We start from the raw sequence: 20,004 nt of genomic DNA, 5'->3' as shown, positions 1-20,004 counted from the left end.
TAACCTGATTCTCAGGTCCCTGGAGCGTTCCGGCCTTCAGGGGAAGGCCGGGTTTGTACAGTGTACCCGGTGTTCAGGCGCTGGTATCCAGCGGCGGGAAAGACTTCACCAGTTCGTCGACGGCTTTCATTTGTGCAAGATAAGGCTCCAGCTGCGCCAGCGGCAGAGCGCAGGGGCCGTCACATTTGGCTGCATCCGGGTTCGGGTGTGCTTCCAGAAACAGTCCGGCAATGCCCTGAGACAGTCCGGCGCGGGCCAGCTGTGCAGCCAGCGCCCGGCGCCCCCCGGCAGAGTCTGCCCGTCCGCCGGGCATTTGCAAGGCATGGGTGGCATCGAACATGACGGGGTAGCCGAATTCTTTCATGATGCTGAAACCGAGCATGTCAACAACCAGATTGTTGTAGCCGAAACTGGTGCCTCGTTCACACAGAATAAGGCGTTCGTTACCGGCTTCCTCGCATTTGTGCAGGATGTGTTTCATTTCCTGTGGCGCGAGGAACTGAGCCTTCTTGATGTTGATAACGGCGCCGGTCGCGGCCATGGCGCTGACCAGATCGGTTTGGCGTGACAGGAAAGCCGGCAGCTGGATGATATCGCAGACTTCGGCAGCCGGAGCGGCCTGACAAGGCTCGTGCACGTCGGTAATCAGTGGCACATTGAAGGTGCTTTTCACCTCGTCCAGAATTTTAAGGCCTTCATCCAGGCCGGGACCACGGAAGGAGTGCAACGAGGAGCGGTTGGCCTTGTCGAATGAGGCCTTGAAGACATAGGGAATATTCAGACGCTGGGTGACTTCAACATAATGCTCGGCAATCTGCATGGCCAGATCCCGGGATTCCAGTACGTTCATACCGCCGAACAGCACCATCGGCTTATCGTTGCTGATGTCGATAGAACCGGCCTGTATGGTCTTCTGCTGCATATCAACCTCTCGTCGCTGGCTTGGCAAAAAGGCGATTATAAGCCATTCGGCGGGAAATGTGCCGCCTCTGCCTCGATCCAGTCGAGCGCCTGCTGATCCGGGTCTTCGTGTGGCGCTCGTTGCTGCTGCAGGCTGATCTGGCAGATCTGCTCCAGCATGCGGGCGCGAAAAAGTTGCTCCTGATCCGGAAAGGCCAGTTTCAGCAGATAATCGCCCTGTGGGCAGCGGTCACAGCCGACAACGCGGGCCTGGAGGCTCAGTTCTTCCGGCAGGGCGGGCGCTTGCACACGTAACCATTTGCCGTCTGGATAGTAGTGGGTGGTGTGTAGCTGGAGCCCGAGAGGCTGGGCGGGAGAGGGTGTAGCGGGAGCGTTGAACAGGGCGCTGAGTTCAAGCTCAACCTGCTCGGGATGCTGCAGATAATGTTGCGGGCCTGTCATGATCCTAACCTCAAACGCAGATGGCAGAGAATCTATCGGCGTTCCTGCTTACAGCTTGAGCAGTTTTGTCTTAATTTGCCAGCAAAACTTCAAGGAAAAACCAGAAAAAGAACAGGACCCCGGTCAGGCACCCGGCTACCAGCCAGCGATAGCGGCGGACCAGCCGCTCTTCATCGTGTGTCGAAAGCAAAAACGGTCGACTGGAGGTCTGCGGGGCTCTGAGCACATGAACGCTGGGCTGCTGGTGCAACGATTGCTGCTGTTGTCGTGCTTCCTGCTCGGCAGCCTGTCGTGCCTGCTGCCATTCGTCCGGATTGATTTTGCCGTCGCCATTGGCATCAAAGCGGGTCAGCAGCTGCTCCGGGTTGCGTTTCCAGTTGCGCAGCAGATCGCGTACGGTTTCCCGCATGTTCAGGTGGTCACGTCCGCCGCCTCGGGAGTGAAAGTCGCCCAGTGCATACAGGGGTTCGTGCTCAAAAATCAGGCGTTCGGTGAAACGATACTGGCCATTGCCGATGTGGGTGCTGAACAGCGCGACCACCGCGTCAGGGGTCAGGTTGCGGGTTCCGGGAAGTGTACTTTGTCCACGCCAGCTATGCTTGTGGCGGGGAGTGACCTCGGCGCCGCGCGGGTCGATCAGGCAAGAGCCGGTGCCGTCGTCAAGCCGGAACAGGTGAGAGGAGCGGCCGCTGCGCACCGGGCGCCAGCGCTTGCGGCCATTGTCTTCTTTCAGCTCTTCAACCTTGTACTCGTACCAGACACAGGGACGACCGGAGAGGGGGGCGTCAAGAGCACCGTCTTCGCCCGGCATGGCGTGGCCAATCAGCTCGACATAGCCCTGGGGGGCTGAGCGCACCTTGGCAGTGGGAGTGTCAACGATCAGCCGATAGCGGGACAGGCGGCTGAACACAAAGCCGAGAGATACCAGAACGCCGACGAGGCTGATCAGAATAAACAGCAGCTTTTCGCCGGCGCTCAGGGGAGCCAGTTCCAGGAGCATGGAGAATCAGCCGAACAATTTCTGCATATCCACGTCGGCCTTTTCGGCCTCGTCAAACTCCAGCAGTTGGGCGGACTGGAAACCGAAACGTCTGGCGATGATGACATCCGGGAACTGTTCGATGCGGACGTTCAAGAGGTTGACCGAATCGTTGTAGTACTCGCGACGATCGGCAATACCGGATTCCAGGCCGGTGATGCGGCTGCGCAGGTGGTGAAAGCTGTCGCTGGCAGTCAGTTCCGGGTAGTCCTCGGCTACGGCAAACAGGTTGCCCAAGCCCACCCGTAACTGGGTTTCAGCCTGACCGAGGGCGCCGACATCGCCACGCTCGCGTGCACTGGCAACGGCTGAGCGCGCTTCAATGACAGCAGTCAGAGTCGCCTGCTCATAGCCCATGTGCTGTTTGCAGGTTTCAACCAGTTTGGGCAGTTCGTCATGGCGTTGCTTCAGCAGCACATCGATATTGGCCCAGGCCTTGGTCACGCTGTGCTTAAGGTGTACCAAGTGGTTGTACAGGGAGATGAAATACAGCGCGGCAATAACAATGAGCGCCAAGATAATGATGAGAGTGATATCCATGTCGAGAGCTGCCTTGACGGAGTATGAGGGGGCACTATAAATGCATTTGCTCCAGGCTGGAACGGAGCAAGATCAAGCTCCGCCCCCAATCATTTCCACAACCAGTGTCTTGATCAAAAAAGCGGCCAGGCCCAGGCCCAGCGCGAAGAACAGAATGAAGGTGCCGAAGCGCCCCGCATTCGATTTTTTGGCCAAATCGTAAATGATGAAAAAAACGGCAGCGGCAAAAACGAAAAGGCCCACATTGAGCATGATGGATTCTATCTCGGCGAGGCGCATGAAAACTCTCCTGACTGTGCTGAGGGCGGATAATAGCGCAATTTTACTGCGACAAATACAGACGGTTGCAAGGGCTTAGCCAAGCGGATCGTCCTTGCCGAATACCTGCTCCTGCCAGGTGTCTCCCAGCTCCTGCTCGATGAAGTCGCGAATGAATTTGCGGACCATCTGTGAGGGCGTAACGTCCTGTTGGCTGCACAACTGCTCGAACACGGCCTTCTTCTTGGGATCTATCAGCAGGGTCAGGCGTGCGGTGCGGTTTTCCATCGTGTTATCTCGTCGTAGTGGAACAATATGTTAATGATATTAACATTGAATCATATATTATTAACAGTTAATGTATTTGGATAATTCGTGATCAGAGTAAGGATGGTTCCTCATGTCCAGGCAGGCCCGGCTGCACTCCCTTTCCTTTGCCAGCGCATTGCGCGAAACGTTGCGGGAGGGGTATGACCGCCGAGCGTTTATCCAGGACCTGATGGCGGGTTTGAGCGTGGGCATTATCGCCATACCGCTTTCGATGGCCCTGGCGATCGCCAGTGGCGTCAAACCTGAATATGGCCTCTATACGGCCATCATTGCCGGTTTCATCATTTCCCTGACCGGTGGTTCTCGTTACAGCGTATCGGGCCCGACCGCCGCTTTTGTGGTCATTCTCTATCCCGTGGCCCAGACCTATGGACTGGCTGGTCTGCTGATCGCCACGCTGATGTCGGCACTGATTCTGCTGGGGCTGGCTTTTGCCCGTCTGGGGCGGCTGATCGAATATATTCCCGAATCGGTCACACTGGGATTCACGTCGGGTATTGCCATTGTCATCGCGACTCTCCAAGTGAAGGACTTCTTTGGTCTGAAACTTGAGGCGCTGCCAGAGCTTTGGTGGCAGAAGCTGGCGGCGCTGGTGTCGGCGATGCCGAGTCTGGACCCGGCAGCTACAGCCGTGGCGTTGGCCACGTTGGCCGTATTGATTCTGTGGCCGCGGCTGCGCTTGCCTGTACCGGGGCACCTTCCGGCTCTGCTGGTCGGTCTGGCAGTTGCCTGGGCTGCCGGCCTTATGGGGCATACCGTTGAAACGATAGGCAGTCGATTCAGCTACCTGCTGCCGGACGGTTCGCTGGGAGCGGGCATTCCGCCGTTTTTCCCTGAACTGGCCTGGCCCTGGGAACGTCCTGGTCCTAATGGGCAGCCGCTTGAGTTGAGCTGGTCGTTGGTGCGTGAACTGCTGCCGGCGGCTTTTTCGATCGCTATGTTGGGTGCTATCGAGTCATTGCTGTGCGCGGTCGTGCTGGATGGCATGAGCGGCAAGCGTCACCATGCCAACGGCGAGCTGCTGGGGCAGGGGTTGGGTAATCTGTTGGCTCCGTTTTTTGGCGGTTTTACCGCCACGGCAGCGCTGGCGCGTTCGGCAGCGAACTACCGCGCCGGTGCCCGTTCACCGGTGGCAGGTATGGTGCATGCGCTGGTGGTACTGGCGGGCCTGCTGGTGCTGGCTCCGGCGCTGGCCTGGTTGCCCATGGCCAGCATGGCGGCGCTGTTACTGGTGGTGGCCTGGAACATGAGCGAGGCGCCCAAGGTCGTGGCCCTGGTGCGCAAGGCACCGCGCGGCGATGTGCTGGTACTGTTGACCTGTCTGCTGCTGACGGTTCTGTTCGATATGGTGATTGCCATTTTTGCCGGGATTCTGCTGGCTTCCTTGCTGTTCATGCGTGATTTGGCGGGTATGACCCGGTTTACGGACATCAGTCGTCAGGGCAAGCATGTGCCGGGTACCTTGGCGCCGGGCTGGAAGGTCTTCAAGCTCAGCGGCCCGCTGTTCTTCGCTGCCGCTGACCGGGTGTTTGATGAGTTGCAGTCTGAATTGGCCGGTGCGCGGGGTGTCGTGCTGTATATGGATGCGGTGCCGTTGCTGGATGCCGGTGGATTGAGTGCACTGGATCAGTTTATTCAGCAGTGCCGGCAGCAGGATGTTGAGCTGGTGGTGGCCGATCTGCAGTTCCAGCCGTTGCGTGCACTGGCACGGGCGGGGATGGCGCCGATCGAGGGGCGGTTGCGGTTTACGCCCACTCTGGCTGAGGCCTTGCAGCCGCTGCTGATTTCGACGCCCTGATCCGCTTATCGGCCTGCTGCTGACGTGTCAGCCCGTTCCTGTGCCGGGACAGGCTGATAGCGGTTCAGCCATAGGAGCAGCTCGTCTGCAGGTTGTGGCGGGCAGAACAGGTAGCCCTGCATGAACAGGCAACCCTGATCTATCAGTGTGCGGCGCTGAGCCTCGGTTTCGACACCTTCCGCGATCAGCCTCAGATCCAGGCTGGCAGCCATGGAGATAATCGCTGTCACCAGTGAGTCGGCATAGCGGTCGCTGTTCAGGTCGCGGATGAATTCGCGGTCGATTTTCAGTGTGTCGACCGGGAAGCGCTTGAGGTAGCTGAGTGACGAATAGCCGGTGCCAAAGTCATCAATGGCCAGTGATATGCCCAGGTCCTTGAAGCCCTGCAGCCAGGTAACGGTTTCCTGACTATCCTGCAGCAGCAGACCTTCGGTAATTTCCAGAATCAGTCGAGTCGGGTCTATGGCATGACGTGCCAGAATGGACTGCACGGCACTCGCGTCCAGCCCCAGATCCCGCTGACGTTCGGAAATGTTGACGGAGAGGGATAGCTCCCGTCCTTGTGCGGACCAGCGCTGAACCTGATGACAGGCGGTTTCCAGTACCCATTGACCGATTTTTCCGATGAGCCCCGTTTCTTCCGCCATGGGGATGAATTGATCCGGCGGGATGGTGCCGCGTTCCGGGTGATGCCAGCGCAGTAGTGCTTCCACGCCCTGTACCCTGCCGCTGTGGCCCGCGACAATCGGCTGGTAATAAACTTCCAGTTGGTCGCGTTCCAGTGCATGGCGCAGATCCTGCTCCAGTGTCATGCGCTGGTTGGCGTGTTCCTGCATGGCGGCGGTGAAAAAATGCGCCTGATTGCGACCGGACTGTTTGGCCTTGTACATTGCCAGATCGGCATTGCGAATGAGTGTTTCAGCGGTATCGGCATCGCCGGGGTGCATGGCGATACCGATGCTGGCACCAATAATGATTTCACGCTCGGCCAATACAAAGGGGGTGCTGAGCGCGTTGATCAGCTTGTGTGCCACATAGGCGGCATCCGATTCCGACTTGATGTTGTGCAGTAAAATGACGAACTCGTCACCACCAAAGCGTGCGACTGTATCGGTATTCCGTACGCAGTTGTTCAGGCGTTCGGCGACCTGCTTGAGCAAGTCGTCACCGTATTCGTGCCCCATGGAGTCATTGACGTACTTGAAGCGGTCCAGATCTACAAACAGCAGTGCGATAACCTGCTCGTCACGATGGGCGGTGGCGATGGCCAGGTTCAAGCGGTCTGAAAGCAGGGTCCGGTTGGGCAGGTTGGTCAGTTCGTCATAGTAGGCCTGGCGGACGATCTGGGCTTCGTCGTTCTTGCGCTTGGTGATATCCGAAAAAACGGCCACATATTCACTGGGTTCGCCTTCGTTGTCGTAGACGACCGAAACAGACAGCCATTCGGGGTAGATGCTGCCGTTCTTGCGCCGGTTCCAGATTTCTCCGCTCCACGACCCCTGGCGCATGATCTCGCGCCACATGTTCTGGTAGAAATCGGCCTCATGGCGGCCCGAACTGAGTATGCTGGGGTTGCGACCCTGAACCTCTTCCAGTGTATAGCCGGTGATGCGAATGAAGGCCGGATTGATGGTTTTGATCAGACCGTCCCGTCCGGCCACCATGATGGCTTCGTTACTGGTGCTGAAGACCGCTTCAATCATCTTGAGCTGTTCTTCAATTTCCTTTTGCTGGGTGATCTCTTCCTTGACGGCAATATAGCTGTGGCAGTGGCCGGTTTCATCACGTACAGCCGAAATGGAAGCCTGCTCCCAGAACAGACTGCCGTCCTTGCGCCGGTTCAATAGCTGGCCGTGCCACTCCTGCCCCTGATTCAGTGCGTTCCACAGGGTGCGATAGACTTCGGGGGGCATTTCGCCGGAGCGGAGCAGGTCGGCCTTTTGGCCCAGTGCCTCGTCGCGGCTGTAGCCGGACACTTCGCAGAACTTGGGGTTGACGTACTCGATGATGCCACGGGTGTCGGTAATCATCACGGAAGCGGGGCCCTGTTCCAGGGCGCGGCCCAAATTGCGCAGCTTTTGTTCGATTTTTTGGGTGTAGGTGATATCGGTGCGTACACAGGCAAGGCTGCCTTCTCGGGTACGACTGTCATGGGCCAGGATCGTGTGGCCGCTATCGAGGTGCTCGATATAACTGTTGCTGCCGGGCCGGTCGCTTTCAACCGCTTCGTGGTGGGTCACATGTGATGCAAGCTGTGACTTGAAGGTTTTCCAGTGTTCGATTTCCAACGCATCAAGCCAGGGGTAAACCTGTCGCCAGCGGTGGTTACAGAGCACCAGTCGCCCTGCGGGGTTGTAGAGCGCGAAGGCTTCCGGGAGGCTTTCAACGGCGTCCTGCATAAGCGTGCGTGCGGCGTCCGATTGGCTGCGCAGAGTGGCGAAGCGTCGCATCAGGTCGCCCATCAGCAGGAGGGCCAGAACGAACACGATACTCATGGCCACGACGATGACACGATGGTTGATATCGGCCTGGGTACTGCCGGTGTCCGAGACACTGCCGGTCCACAGGATAAAGAAGAGCACGCACAGGTTGATGCCTGTCAACAGCAGGATAAGCTTCAGCTTGCGTGTGGGGGAGTTGCTCATCTGTTCTTTGGGCCAGGGGCAATAACGGTTAAAGAACTACAAAGTGTATCGTGTCGGAGACTCATTGCTATAGTGAAATTTTGCTATTGCTTAATTAATTTTTGCCTATGGACATCAAGGTGCGATCAGGGTGACAATTCTCGAGTATTAAGATGCTTGTTATATACATGTTAAGGTGTGCTCATGTCAGTCATCAATCTTGAACAGAGGCCGAGCGGTCGTATCGGTTGGATTTTGAGTAACGGTTTTCGTCCCATGTTTGTATTGGTTGTGTTGCAGGCCTTGCTGGCGCTGCTGGGTTGGCTGTTGTTCTGGCGTGGCTGGGCAAGCCCGCCATCAGCCATGTTACCGTCGCTGCTGTGGCATGGGTACGAGATGCTGTTCGGTTTTGTGGGCGCGGCGATCGGCGGCTTTCTGTTGGCGGCGGTGGCCAACTGGACCGGGCGTAAGCCGGTTTCCGGCGGTGCATTGGTCTGGCTGGCGCTGGCCTGGTGTCTGGCGCGGCTGGGCGCTCTGCTTGGGGGAGACTGGCCGGAGGAGGTGAATGTACTGGCTGCCGTTGGCTATTGGCTGGTTCTGGCTTTTTTGTTCGGGCGTGAGCTGGTTTTGGCGGGAAACAGGCGTAACTTCAAGCTACTGGGTGTCTTGGCTCTGTTTGCCTTGCTGGCGTTGGCATTTCAGTTGCAGTGGGGGGAGCCGCTGGTGATTTTGCATCTTGCCCTGGTACTGGTGCTGGTTCTGTTGACGCTGATCGGCGGGCGAATTACGCCCGCATTCACTCGTAACTGGCTCAGGCGGAAAGCGCAGGGAAGGGGCAAAGAACCAGCCTCATTTGGAGTCGTGGATAGGGCGGCGGCAGGACTGACGCCGGTGAGTGGCGTGTTCTGGGCGTTTTGGCCCCAGCACTGGCTGACGGTGGCCCTGTTGGCTCTGGCGGGCGGTGTGCAGTTGCTGCGACTGGTTCGCTGGCGGGGGCTACAGACGCTGACCGAGCCATTGCTGATGGCGTTGCATCTGGGGTATGCCTGGCTGGGAATCGGTCTGTTGTTGCTGGCCGGCAGTAGTGCGGGCTTGTGGTCCGCCAGTGCGGGGTTACACGGGCTGACGGTTGGCGGGATGGGCGGCATGATCATGGCTGTGGCGGCCCGTGCTGCGCTAGGCCATACCGGGCGAGAGCTGCAGGCGGGCGGTTTGCTGACCTTGGCGTTACTGCTGCTGCATCTGGCCGCTTTGGTCCGGGTGCTGGCGGCGCTGTGGCCGGCAGCGATGGTCACGCTGGTCATGGTGGCCGGCCTGTTATGGCTTGTGGCGTTCAGTTGTTTTGCGTGGCGTTACCTGCCGATACTTTTGGGGCCATCGCTCCGTTTCAGTGATCGATTGAAAGAGCAGGGGGCCGTCAAGCGCTAACCTTAGCTCACATTCGGTTGGCCTTGCGATAGCGACCCTGATAATCGAACAGACGCTCGCGTACCTGCCAATAGGCGTTTCGACCCTTGCCTCCCGCCTGTCTGGCAATGACGAAGTCCGGTGCGGGCAACTGTTGCTGAGCCGCCAATACCTCGGCGGCCGTGTTGAATCGGTGAGGGCGGGAACCGTTGCTGCAGCGGCGGCCAAACAGCCGGTTGAATACGGCCCGCTGGGCGGGCCGATCCAGATGGAAACGCTCCCGCAGTTCATCTCCCTGCTCTTCCTGATAGATGACCGTCAGGCATTCCCCATCGGCCATCAGGCTGATACCCGCACAGCGAATGATCTTGGCGTCCTTGAGCTGTAGTGCCCGCTTGAGCAGGTCGTCGGGGTCGATGATTGCCTCGTGGCAGCGGTGACAATAACGTGCAGCGATATCGTTTTCCGCACCGCAGTGGGGGCATTCCTTGAAGCGAAAACGGTAGTCGCATTGTTGTGGAACTGTGTCCTCAGTTTCCAGTAGGCCCTGACAGCGACGACCGTAATGCTCGATAACCTGGCCGCTAGCGTCGGTCTTGCCCCAGAAAATGTTGGCGAAGCCGCAGCCGGGGCAGAATACCTGGACCGGCGTGGAGTCTGAATCCGGTCTGGGGGTGCCCACTTCAGGGTGGTGCAGGTTGAAGTCATTGCCCGCATAATCGATGACCAGGCAGTCCTTCTTGCCGTCACTCAGGCGCAGGCCGCGGCCGACAATCTGTTGATACAGGCTGACGGATGCCGTGGGACGCAGGATGGCGATCAGGTCAACATGAGGTGCATCGAAGCCGGTGGTCAGCACGGCCACGTTCACCAGGTACTTGAGTCGTTTGGCCTTGAAGTCGTTGAGCAGTCGCTCCCGTTCGTCTCCAGGGGTCGCGCCGGTAATGACGGCCGTTTCAGAGGCGGGCAGATAGCGCCCGATTTCGTGGGCGTGTTCCACAGTTGCGGCAAACAGCATGATGCCCTGACGGTCACGCGCCAGGTCTTCGATCTGCTCGCAGATGGTGCGGGTAACACGGGGGTGTTTTGCGAGGAGGCTGTTCAATGTCCGCTCGGGGTAATGCCCGTTGTCGGAGGGCGTCAGGGATGAAAAATCGTAATGGGCAATGGCGGCGTTGATGACTGTCGGTGGCGTCAGGTAATGGTGACGAATCATGTGGCTGAGAGGCAATTCGAAAATGCATTTTTCGAATACACGGGGCTCTTCACTGCGGACAAAACCGCGATAGTGATAGCGATAAATCCAGCCGTGGCCCAGGCGGTAGGGGGTAGCGGTCAGCCCGAGGACCTTGAGTGCAGGGTTATGGCTGCGCAGGTGATTGATGACCTGCTGGTATTGACTGTCTGCATCGTCGCCGACCCGGTGGCACTCATCAATAATCAGTAGCGAAAAGGAGGTGGCAAAGTGCTCCAGGTTGCGCGCGATCGATTGAACGCTGGCAAAGGTGACCTGGTGGCTGAACTCCTTGCGTCCCAGACCTGCCGAAAAAATCCCGGCCTCCAGGCCCAGGGCCGCATATTTGGCATGGTTCTGCTCGACCAGTTCGCGCACATGGGTCATGACCAGAATGCGTTGCCGTGCCAGACGGGCCAGCTCGGCAATCACCAGACTCTTGCCAGCACCGGTCGGGAGCACGATCACGGCAGGGTCACTGCTGCGTCTAAAATGCGTCAGCGTGGCGTTCACGGCATCCTGCTGATAATCACGCAGTGTAAAAGCAGGCGGGGCAGTCGGGTTCATGTGGCGCGGCGAGTCCTGTGTCATGGGGCGAGTTGGCGAGTATGCAGGATGGCGGCCTGGTAGGCGGGCTTCAACTGAGTCCAGCTCAAGGATCGAATATCGGGGCAAGGCAGTGGTTGGCCGGAATGTTTGCTGGCGGCCAGTTGCTCTATGTGGTCGGTCAGACGCTCGGCCTCTTGATTGGCACCATAGCGGTACCGGTCCACGAACAGGTCCCGGTAGGCGAGCCGATCGGGGACAACCGGAGTACAGCCCGCTGCCACGCCCTCCAGTACGGCAATCCCCTGGTAATCGTGCAGGGCGGTGGACAGCACAATATCGGCTTCTTGCAGAAGGCGACGGTATGCGTCGATCGAAGCAACGTGTCCCCAAGTGCCTAGGTTGCCTCCCTGTTGAAGTTGCCGGTGAATCTGATCGAAAACAGGCGGTGTATGACGAAACTGCTGTCCGACTATGTGCAGGCGAAAATCGATGCTGCGCGCCTGCATGGACTGGATGGCTGCCAGCAGCAGGTCAGGTCCCTTGTCATATTCCCAGCGGTGGTTCCAGACAATATTAATGCTGCCCGGCAAAGGTGTGGCAGGCCGGAAGACGTGCTCGGGCAGGGGTACGGGAAGCACCTCGGAGTGGTCGGCAATGGTCCGGGTCAGCCCGTCGGGGACCTGGTCGGGCAATTTGCGCAGGAGTACTTCGGCCCCGGTCAGCAGCGTTTGACGGTTGAACTCGGAGTTGAACAGGATGTGATCGGCCGCCAACGCATTATACAGGTTCAGGATGCGGGGTTCGACGCTGTTGAACTCGTGGCCTGATTCGGGGTAGGCAAACTGGTTTTCGTGAAAGTAGACCAGTGTCGGAATGGTTGCCAACTGAGGCACCAGACCACGCAGCCCGGTGAGATCCACCATTGAAGTGGCAATGATCAGATCATGGGGGGCGAGCAGGGTTTCGCGTGCGTTGAAGGCCCAACTCAGGCTGTTGCCACGGATGCGCCAGGCAAAGTAGCGAGGGGGAAGTGTCAGGGTGGTCCAATCGTATTCCGGGAAGGCGCTCACCAGACCTTCTCGCCAATAGCGATGGCTCACGGCATCGTAAGCTGACAAAAGCAATATGCGCATCCGCAATCTCCATGGGGCAATGAGGGCGGATTTTGCCAGATCTTGACCGTACTTGTCAGATACCGGATCGGCTGCTTGACTGATAGAGAGTTTCGTCAGGAGTACATCAGATGTCTGAGACAGTTTTGATTACCGGTTGCAATCGAGGTCTGGGGCTGGAGTTTGCGTACCAGTATGCTCGAGATGGCTGGTGCGTTCATGCCTGTGCGCGAGACCTGGTGCGGGCCGAAGAGTTGCTGGCATTGGAGGCACGCTTTCCCGATCAGGTGCAGTTGCATACACTGGACATTAACAAGGATGGTCAGATCAAGGCGCTGGATCGGGTGCTGGGCAATGAAACAATCGATGTCTTGATCAACAATGCCGGTTATTACGGCCCCAAGGGGGTGGGGTTCGGCAATGTGGAGCGTGCTTTATGGCGTCAGGTTCTGGAAACCAATACGCTGAGCCCACTGATGTTGACGCAGGCCCTGTTTCCTCGCATTGCCACCAGCCGCTTGAAGACAGTCGCGTTCCTTAGCAGTAAGGTGGGCAGTATCGGTGATAACCGATCGGGAGGCGGGTACTACTATCGCAGTTCCAAAACGGCACTGAATCAGGTTGTGAAAAGCCTGTCGATCGATTTGGAAGGTGCGGGTGTCAAGGTGGTTGCCTTGCACCCCGGCTGGGTGCAGACGGATATGGGCGGCAATAATGCACTGATTACGGCTGAAGAAAGCGTCACGGCGTTGCGTAACCTGTTGCAACAGCTGGATTTGCAGCACAGCGGTTCATTTTTGAACCATGATGGTTCGACTATCGATTGGTAGTGTCCCGGCACCACACTGAAGTACATTGACAGTCAGCTACGGGTGAGTTTCTGCATGAGGTGGATTGGGATGATGCACCGCAAAGAGTGGCAACCCTTTGAATATGTGGCTTTGTACCTTCTGTTTGGGTTGCTCTGGGTCAATGGATCGGACACGCTGATCGGCTTGCTGGTACCCAGCAAGGAGGTTTTCGAACTGATCAGCCGCTTCAAGGGTAGTGCGTTTGTGGCTATCAGTGCCGGCTGCCTCTATCTGGCACTGGCGCGTTGGAAACTGCCCTCGACGCGCTTGCGGCTGCCCAACAATCCGGGGCAATGGTGGATCTTTTGGGGACTGCTGCTGATCGTACTGGCCTTACCTACGATCGGCGGAATGCTGACACGCTGGCTGGATGCGGAAGAGCATCTGCTGGTCGCGGCTTCCGAGGGTTGGCTGCTGGTCGGGTTAACCGCCATGAGCCTGACAGCGCTGCTGGCCTTTATCTATCGTCGTCAGCTCAACTACGCAATGGCCGGTCTGGCCGAACTGGATGAACTGCGGCGCGAGCAGTTGCTGGGGCGTTTTTTCGACATGCCGTTTATCGGCATGGGACTGACCGATGCGCGCACGGGGCGCTGGCTCAGGGCCAACGCGTGCCTGGAAAAGCTGCTGGGGTACACCGCCGAACAATTACAGACCAAAACCTGGCAACAGTTGACTCATCCCGATGATTGCGATGCCGATTTGCAGGCGTTTGATCGCTTGTTTAACGGTGAGGCTCAGGCCTATCAGTTGGAAAAGCGTTTCATTAATGCCGAGGGGCAGGTGGTGCCGGTCAGCTTGTATGCCAAGCGTGTCAGCGGCGGGGCCGGGAAGGCGGATCAGGTGATCTGCATGATTCGGGATCTGACGCGCGAGCAGCATGATCGGCAGGCGCTGGAACGTCAGTCCAACCTTTACAATATGTTGTCACGTATCAATCAGGTCATTTTGTACAGTCAGTCCAGTGATGAGGTACTGCAGGCCGCGTGTCGCATTGCCGTTGAAGAGGGGCAACTGAGCTTTGCCTGGATTGGCCGTTGTAATGAAGAAGGGCGTATTGTTGCGTCACGGACCTATGCTGGTGATCCGGCCACGGCTCGAGGCACCAGCCAGCTAATGCAGTCGTTCGTTCGCCACCCGGGACGCGGCCCCAGCGAACGTTCGATACAGCAAGGTCGGACCGTGGTGGTCAATGATATCCTCAATGAGGACGAATATGAGCCCTGGCACGATTTTTCCCGAAGCTTCAACTGTCGTTCTGTTATTGCCCTGCCATTGAAGCATGGTGGGCGCGTGTTTGCCAATCTGACACTGTATGCGGATACGGCAGATTTCTTTTCGTCCAGCCTGGTTGAAACGCTGGAAGATCTGGCGCGTGACATCGGCTTCGCGCTGGATACGATTCATCGGGATCAGGCGCTGGAGGCGGCCAACCAGGTGATCAACTCCAGCCCGTTTGTGCTGGTACGCTGGCGTTATGAAGACGGCTGGCCCGTGGAATATATTTCGGACAATATCCGTAACCTGGGTATTGAGCCTGAAGCGCTACAGCAGGCCGAGGGCCGTTTCGTGACACTGGTTCACCCGCAGGATCGCGCCCGTGTATTCGAGGAGGCCGAAGGGTATTTTCAGCAGGGACTGGCATCGTTTACGCAGATTTATCGGCTGGATCATATTGACAAGGTGGTCTGGGTCGAAGATCAAACGCACGTGCTGCGTGACGATAGCGGCCAGGTGGCAGGAGTTGAAGGCGTGCTCACCGATATTACCGAACGCCGCGAACAGGAAAGCCGTCTGCAACAGGCTGCAGCGGTGATTCAGAATACCCGTGAGGCCGTACTGATTATCGACTCACGCAAGAGGATTACCCAGGCCAATCCGGCCTTTGCCGAGATGTTTGGTTGGGGTGTCGAGGACCTGCACGATCATACTCTCGCGATCTTGCGTTCGGAACTGCATCCGGACAGTTTTTACCGAGCTTTGTGGCGGCAGGTTGGAGATGTTGGGCATTGGCAAGGCGAGGTGATGTGCCGGCGCCGGGAGGGCGAGGTATTTCCGGCGCTGCTCAGTGTCAGCCGTGTGTGTCAGGAAGGGGATGTGAGCCACTACATCAGCATATTTACCGATCTGACTCAGATTAAAAACAGCGAGCTGAGAATCGAGCGCCTGTCGACGCATGATGCTCTGACCGGTTTGCCCAATCGTAAGTCGCTGTTTCGGCAGCTGAAGGTCTGCAGCGGATACAACAGTAGTCACGCGCGGCTGTCGGCCCTGTTGTTGGCGGATCTGGACAACTTTCGCGCGATCAATGACAGTTTTGGTCATTTGGAAGGTGATCGACTGTTGCTGCAGGTGGCTGAACGTTTACGGGATGGGGTGCGTGAGGGTGAACACCTGTACCGCCTGGGCGGTGACGAATTTGCGATCCTGCTGGAAGATGTGAGTGACAGCAACGAGGCGGCCAGTATTGCCACGGGTTTGATGCAGCACCTGCAGCCGGTCTTTCGACTGAATGGCGGTGCCGAGCTGCGAGCCAGCGCCAGTTGCGGCATCAGTCTGATTGATGCTCACCCCCGTGCCCCGGAAGTTATTCTGCAGCAGGCCGACGCAGCCCTGTTCAAGGCCAAGGAGCAGCGCGGCAGTCTGAGCTTTTTCAGTGATGACCTGACGGCTGCAGTACATCGCCGCCTGCAATTGGAACAACGCTTGCGGCGAGCGTTGGAGCAGCAAGAGTTTTGTCTGTATTACCAGCCGCAATGGTCGATCGACGGCCAGCAATTGACCGGGGTGGAGGCGCTGATTCGCTGGCAAGACCCTGAGTGTGGGCTGGTGTCGCCGGCCGAGTTCATTCCGGTTGCTGAGCAGAGTGCCTTGATTCGCGCCATTGGCAGCTGGGTGTTAAGCCGCGCCTGTGAACAGATTGCCGATTGGCATCGACGGGGGGTTCGGATTCCCCGTGTTGCGGTTAACGTGTCACCGCAGCAGCTGGATCATCAGCATCTGCTGCATGAAGTGGAAAGCGTATTGCAGCAAACCTGTATTGATCCTGCCCAGCTGGAGCTTGAGTTGACTGAAAGCGGTCTGATGTCGCCAGGACTGGAGGCCGTGGAAATGCTGGCCTCCCTGCGTGCTTTGGGAGTCAGCCTGGCGATAGATGACTTTGGAACCGGTTATTCTTCACTGGCATATCTGAAGCGCTTTCCGCTGAATCTGCTTAAAATCGACAAATCGTTTACCGATGATCTTCTGACTGGCGAGAGCGCCCAGGCCATCGTGGAGATGATTATCATGCTGGGCCATAAATTGGGCCTGAGCGTCTTGGCGGAAGGAGTTGAGAGCGAAGCCCAGCGTGTCGAACTGGAGCGTTTGGGGTGTCACCAGTTTCAGGGTTACCTGAAAAGCAGGCCTTTGTCGGTCGAAGAGCTGGAAGCGCTGCTGTTGTCATCTTCATGAATTGACGAGAAGGGGATCATAGATTCCCGCCGCAAGGTTGATGTTATGTTATAACGAAAGTAATATTATTGTTATATCGTAACTAAAAAGGCAGTTTTTCACTATGGTATCTTCTCCTGTTCGATGGCTTCTCCCTCTGACTTTGCTGACTAGCCTTCAGGCTCAGGCCGAGCTGCAAACACCGGAAATCAGCTTGACCATTGACGCTTACCACAAATCCGACAATACGGCTCTGGGGGGGCGCCTGGAAGGTTGGGGGCTTAGCCATACCGAACTTGGCGTCAGGCAGCAGTTCGGCAATGTCGCAACCGGCAAATTCACGGCGGTTGCCGAGGCGAATGAAGAAGAGACCGACTTCAGTATCGAAGAAGCTTATCTGCAATCACTGTCGTTGCCGGCAGGGCTGACGTTGCGCGGTGGTCGTTTTCTCTCCGACCTGGGGTATCTCAATGGCCAGCACCCGCACGCTGACAGCTTTTCGGAACGTCCGCTTTTGTACCGCGCCTTCTTGGGCGGGCACTACTACGATGACGGTCTGGGACTGAGTATGGTGATGCCAACGGATCTCTATTGGCGCATCAGTGCTGAAGCATTTGACGGGGGCGAGCTGGGCGAATTCGAGGGGAACCCGACCGTTGGGACCTGGGCGCTGTCAACCAGTCTGGGCGGAGACCTGTCCGAATCGCAGAGTTGGCAGGCCGGGGTCAGCTACCTGCGTAACCGGATGCTGGAAAGCGGTGCCGAAGCACATGGGCATCACCACGATCACCATGACCACGGAGCCGATGGACACCACGGGCACAGTCATGGTGCCGAATATGCGGGCGAGCACCTCTACATGGCCGATCTGGTCTGGAAGTGGGCACCGCGCGGCAATAATCGGAACCAGCAGCTGACCTTATCGGCGGAATATGCACGGGTGACGGACCTTAATGAATATGCCGGCAGTGATGATTACCACGAAGGCTGGTATGGATCTGCGGTATACCGTTTTGCGCCTCGTTGGAGTGCGGGGGTGCGGCATGGCCGTGTCGACCTGAAGCTGGGTCATGGCGACCACTTCCATGACGGCGCGTTAAAGGAAACCACGGCCATGCTGGCCTGGAATCCGACTCATACGCAAACCCTGCGTCTGCAGTACACGCATCAGGATGTGGTGGAAGATTGGCACGATACTTTTGCCGGTGCCGACAATGCTGTGACCTTGCAGTACATTATCAGTTTTGGAGCTCATGATGCGCACGCGTTCTAAGCTGTGCGCATGGGTATTGCTCGGTTGTCTGCCGCTGCCTGTGCAGGCGTTGAGCCTGTTTGCCTGTGAGCCTGAATGGGCGGCGCTGGCACGAGAGCTGGCTCCCGAGGCTCGTATGACCAGCGCAACACATGCTTACCAGGACCCGCACTATATAGAGGCGCGGCCCAGTCTGATTGCGCGGTTGCGCCGCGCCGATCTGGCGATTTGCAGTGGAGCGGCACTGGAAGCGGGATGGCTGCCGGCTCTGCAGCAGCGAGCGGCCAATCCTGGAGTACATAATGGGCAGCCGGGCATGCTGTTTATTGCCAGCGTGGTCGAAACCATTGACCAGCTGGATGAGGTGCCCTTTGGCGCTGGTGACGTGCATCCGGAAGGTAATCCGCATTTGCAGTTGGACCCTGAACGTCTGCGTCAGGCCGGTGCAGCGGTGAGTCAGCGTCTGGCTCAGGTCGATCCTGATCAGGCCGCCGAGTATCGGGCGAGATACCTGCGCTGGTCGCTGGCCTGGCAGCAGCGACTGGCGGATTGGCAGGCCCGGGCCGAACCTCTCAGGGGGCAGCGCATAGTTGTACAGCACAGCACTTTCGATTACTTGTGGCGTTGGCTGGGTATAGAGGTCATCGCGGATCTGGAGCCGCGGCCGGGCGTACCGCCTACGCCGGGGCATCTGAACACGCTGGTAGGGCAAGTGGAAAGCGGGAAACCTTTGGCAATTGTACACAGTTGGTACCAGGCTCCCGACAGTGCGCAGTGGCTGGCCCGGCGCACGGGTGTGCCGGTGCTGGCGTTACCCTCAACGATCGCGCCGGATCGGGGCATAGGAACACCCGCTCAGCTGTTTGATCATCTCCTTGATCAGCTGTTGGAGCAGCAAAATGCTCGCTGAGCTGGCTATTCTGCTGCCTCCTTTGGCTGCCGGTGCCCTGGTGCTGAGCAGTCACCTGCTGCTGGGTGAGCAGGTGCTGAAACGGGGGATTCTGTTTATTGATCTGGCGGTTGCCCAGTTGGCGGCATTGGGCAGCCTGCTGGCTCAGCAGCAGAACCTGTCTTCCCTGCAGGCCATTCTGGCCGGTATGGGGCTGGCGGTCGCAGGGGCCTTGTTGATCGGTTACTGGTGCCGTCGCTTCCCGTGGCAGCGTGAGGCAATTATTGGTCTGGTGTATGCGGGGGCTGCCTCGGTTCTGCTGTTGGTACTGGCATGGGACCCTCATGCGGGACACCGTTTGTCTCGCAGCCTGAACGGTGACATTCTGTGGGTCAACTGGTCGGATATGCTGCCGTTGGCATTGTTGACGCTGGCGGTTGCCGGGTTTTGGTATTGGCAGGCCAGGCGGTTGACAGGTTGGGCCTTTTATCCGGTGTTCGCTCTGCTGGTGAGTCTGTCGGTTCCCTTGTTGGGGGTGTATCTGGTGTTTGTGACGTTGATCGCTCCGGCGCTGGTCGCACAGTTGTCCGGAGGGCGCTGGCCCGGCATACTCAGTGCGCTGGCCGGTTATGTGCTGGGCCTGCTGCTGGCCTGGCGACTGGATTGGCCGGCGGGGGCAACGGTAGTGCTGGCCTTGCTGGGGACCAGTATCGCTGCCATCCTCTTGAAGGCGCCGCGCCGCGCTTATTCCCCGGCCGGCGGAGCATCCTCAAACATCTCTTCCGGCAGTTCGTAGGGCGCGATACGGTAGGCTTCCAAGCGGTAGCCTGCCGTGCCCATTTCATGATTGAAGACTTCGGTGGTCAGGCGTCCGCTGACCAGTACGGCATCATAGAGGCTATCGACTCGGGTGCCAGGCTCATAGTGCACATCAATCATCTGATTGGATGGCGGTGGCGGTACATGGATGCAGGCGCCGAAATAGGGTACCAGGAAAAAACGATCGACTCGCTCGCCTTCCCCTTCCAACGGAACGACAAAGCCGGGAATGCTGATCATTCTACCATTCATGTCATCGACTACCGGTGCGGATGACAGGGATTGCATCATTTCGTCATACAGGCGCTGAGCCTTGTCGCTGTAATCGTCCAGCAGCTCCAGATCGGGGTTGTTGTACATGTTTTCCAATGTCAGGACGTAATCCTTGGGCATCAGGCTTTCCCAAAGTACTTCGGGGGCAGGTTCGCCATTGACCTGAATGTCGTCGGCCTGAACCAGGGACGGAAACAGCAATAGTGACAGTAGCAGAGTAAAAAATCGCATTGGG

The 20,004-nt window shown here is 58.0% G+C and carries 17 protein-coding genes; 7 read left to right on the top strand and 10 right to left on the bottom strand.

Annotated elements, in window-relative coordinates:
• Window positions 1-73: 73 nt before the first annotated feature.
• The 6 genes from kdsA to H1S06_RS08390 all read right to left on the bottom strand — a co-directional run bounded on the left by kdsA (window position 74) and on the right by H1S06_RS08390 (window position 3,487).
• Entirely contained in the window at window positions 74-922 is an 849-nt protein-coding gene (gene kdsA, locus H1S06_RS08415) for a 3-deoxy-8-phosphooctulonate synthase (RefSeq protein ID WP_181739129.1), read from the bottom strand.
• A gap of 35 nt (window positions 923-957) precedes the next feature.
• A complete protein-coding gene (locus H1S06_RS08410; protein ID WP_181739127.1) occupies window positions 958-1,362 on the bottom strand; it encodes a hypothetical protein in 405 nt (134 codons plus the stop codon).
• A 70-nt stretch (window positions 1,363-1,432) separates the two neighbouring features.
• Complete coding sequence (locus H1S06_RS08405; protein ID WP_181739125.1) at window positions 1,433-2,362, bottom strand: GIDE domain-containing protein; 930 nt, start codon at window positions 2,360-2,362, stop codon at window positions 1,433-1,435.
• Between the two features lie 6 nt (window positions 2,363-2,368).
• A complete protein-coding gene (locus H1S06_RS08400; RefSeq protein ID WP_181739123.1) occupies window positions 2,369-2,941 on the bottom strand; it encodes a LemA family protein in 573 nt (190 codons plus the stop codon).
• Between the two features lie 72 nt (window positions 2,942-3,013).
• The gene (locus H1S06_RS08395) at window positions 3,014-3,220 is read right to left on the bottom strand and encodes a DUF2788 domain-containing protein (RefSeq protein WP_181739121.1); all 207 of its coding nucleotides are present in this window, start codon (window positions 3,218-3,220) and stop codon (window positions 3,014-3,016) included.
• A 75-nt stretch (window positions 3,221-3,295) separates the two neighbouring features.
• Window positions 3,296-3,487 carry a CopG family transcriptional regulator gene (locus H1S06_RS08390; protein ID WP_181739119.1) on the bottom strand — a complete coding sequence of 64 codons (192 nt, stop codon included), beginning with the start codon at window positions 3,485-3,487 and terminating at the stop codon, window positions 3,296-3,298.
• Between the two features lie 112 nt (window positions 3,488-3,599).
• Between H1S06_RS08390 and dauA the strand changes: the two genes are divergently transcribed.
• Entirely contained in the window at window positions 3,600-5,327 is a 1,728-nt protein-coding gene (dauA, locus tag H1S06_RS08385) for a C4-dicarboxylic acid transporter DauA (protein ID WP_181739117.1), read from the top strand.
• A gap of 5 nt (window positions 5,328-5,332) precedes the next feature.
• Here dauA and H1S06_RS08380 read toward each other — a convergent pair whose 3' ends face one another.
• Entirely contained in the window at window positions 5,333-7,972 is a 2,640-nt protein-coding gene (locus tag H1S06_RS08380) for an EAL domain-containing protein (protein ID WP_181739115.1), read from the bottom strand.
• A gap of 183 nt (window positions 7,973-8,155) precedes the next feature.
• Here H1S06_RS08380 and H1S06_RS08375 point away from each other — a divergent pair, with 183 nt between their 5' ends.
• Window positions 8,156-9,379: an NnrS family protein gene (locus H1S06_RS08375; RefSeq protein WP_181739113.1), complete on the top strand. Its 1,224-nt coding sequence runs from the start codon at window positions 8,156-8,158 to the stop codon at window positions 9,377-9,379.
• Between the two features lie 7 nt (window positions 9,380-9,386).
• Here H1S06_RS08375 and H1S06_RS08370 read toward each other — a convergent pair whose 3' ends face one another.
• Window positions 9,387-11,159 carry a DEAD/DEAH box helicase gene (locus H1S06_RS08370; protein ID WP_181739111.1) on the bottom strand — a complete coding sequence of 591 codons (1,773 nt, stop codon included), beginning with the start codon at window positions 11,157-11,159 and terminating at the stop codon, window positions 9,387-9,389.
• Between the two features lie 20 nt (window positions 11,160-11,179).
• Window positions 11,180-12,274, bottom strand: coding sequence for a tRNA-queuosine alpha-mannosyltransferase domain-containing protein (locus H1S06_RS08365; protein WP_181739109.1), 1,095 nt, complete (start codon window positions 12,272-12,274; stop codon window positions 11,180-11,182).
• Window positions 12,275-12,384: 110 nt separating this feature from the next.
• On the opposite strand from H1S06_RS08365, the gene H1S06_RS08360 reads away from it, so the two are divergent.
• From H1S06_RS08360 to H1S06_RS08340, 5 genes are all read left to right on the top strand, one after another.
• Window positions 12,385-13,083 carry an SDR family oxidoreductase gene (locus H1S06_RS08360; RefSeq protein WP_181739107.1) on the top strand — a complete coding sequence of 233 codons (699 nt, stop codon included), beginning with the start codon at window positions 12,385-12,387 and terminating at the stop codon, window positions 13,081-13,083.
• Between the two features lie 69 nt (window positions 13,084-13,152).
• On the top strand, window positions 13,153-16,557 hold the full coding sequence (locus H1S06_RS08355) for an EAL domain-containing protein (protein ID WP_181739105.1): 3,405 nt from the start codon (window positions 13,153-13,155) through the stop codon (window positions 16,555-16,557).
• A gap of 193 nt (window positions 16,558-16,750) precedes the next feature.
• Window positions 16,751-17,809, top strand: a complete 1,059-nt coding sequence (locus tag H1S06_RS08350) for a hypothetical protein (RefSeq protein WP_255482961.1) — start codon at window positions 16,751-16,753, stop codon at window positions 17,807-17,809.
• The gene (locus H1S06_RS08345; RefSeq protein ID WP_181739101.1) at window positions 17,793-18,698 is read left to right on the top strand and encodes a metal ABC transporter substrate-binding protein; all 906 of its coding nucleotides are present in this window, start codon (window positions 17,793-17,795) and stop codon (window positions 18,696-18,698) included. The genes H1S06_RS08350 and H1S06_RS08345 overlap by 17 nt, the downstream gene beginning before the upstream one ends.
• Window positions 18,688-19,473: a metal ABC transporter permease gene (locus H1S06_RS08340; RefSeq protein WP_181739099.1), complete on the top strand. Its 786-nt coding sequence runs from the start codon at window positions 18,688-18,690 to the stop codon at window positions 19,471-19,473. Before H1S06_RS08345 ends, H1S06_RS08340 begins: the two co-directional genes overlap by 11 nt.
• On the opposite strand, the gene H1S06_RS08335 is transcribed toward H1S06_RS08340, so the two are convergent.
• Window positions 19,422-20,000, bottom strand: a complete 579-nt coding sequence (locus H1S06_RS08335) for a DUF3299 domain-containing protein (protein WP_181739097.1) — start codon at window positions 19,998-20,000, stop codon at window positions 19,422-19,424. The two genes, H1S06_RS08340 and H1S06_RS08335, sit on opposite strands and share 52 nt — an antisense overlap.
• Window positions 20,001-20,004: the final 4 nt, after the last annotated feature.

The organism is Marinobacterium marinum (genome assembly GCF_013868415.1).
In the GTDB taxonomy this organism is placed as follows: Bacteria; Pseudomonadota; Gammaproteobacteria; order Pseudomonadales; family Balneatricaceae; genus Marinobacterium; species Marinobacterium marinum.
Note: the sequence above shows the minus strand (reverse complement) of the source record. Positions and strands in the feature narration are given on the sequence as shown.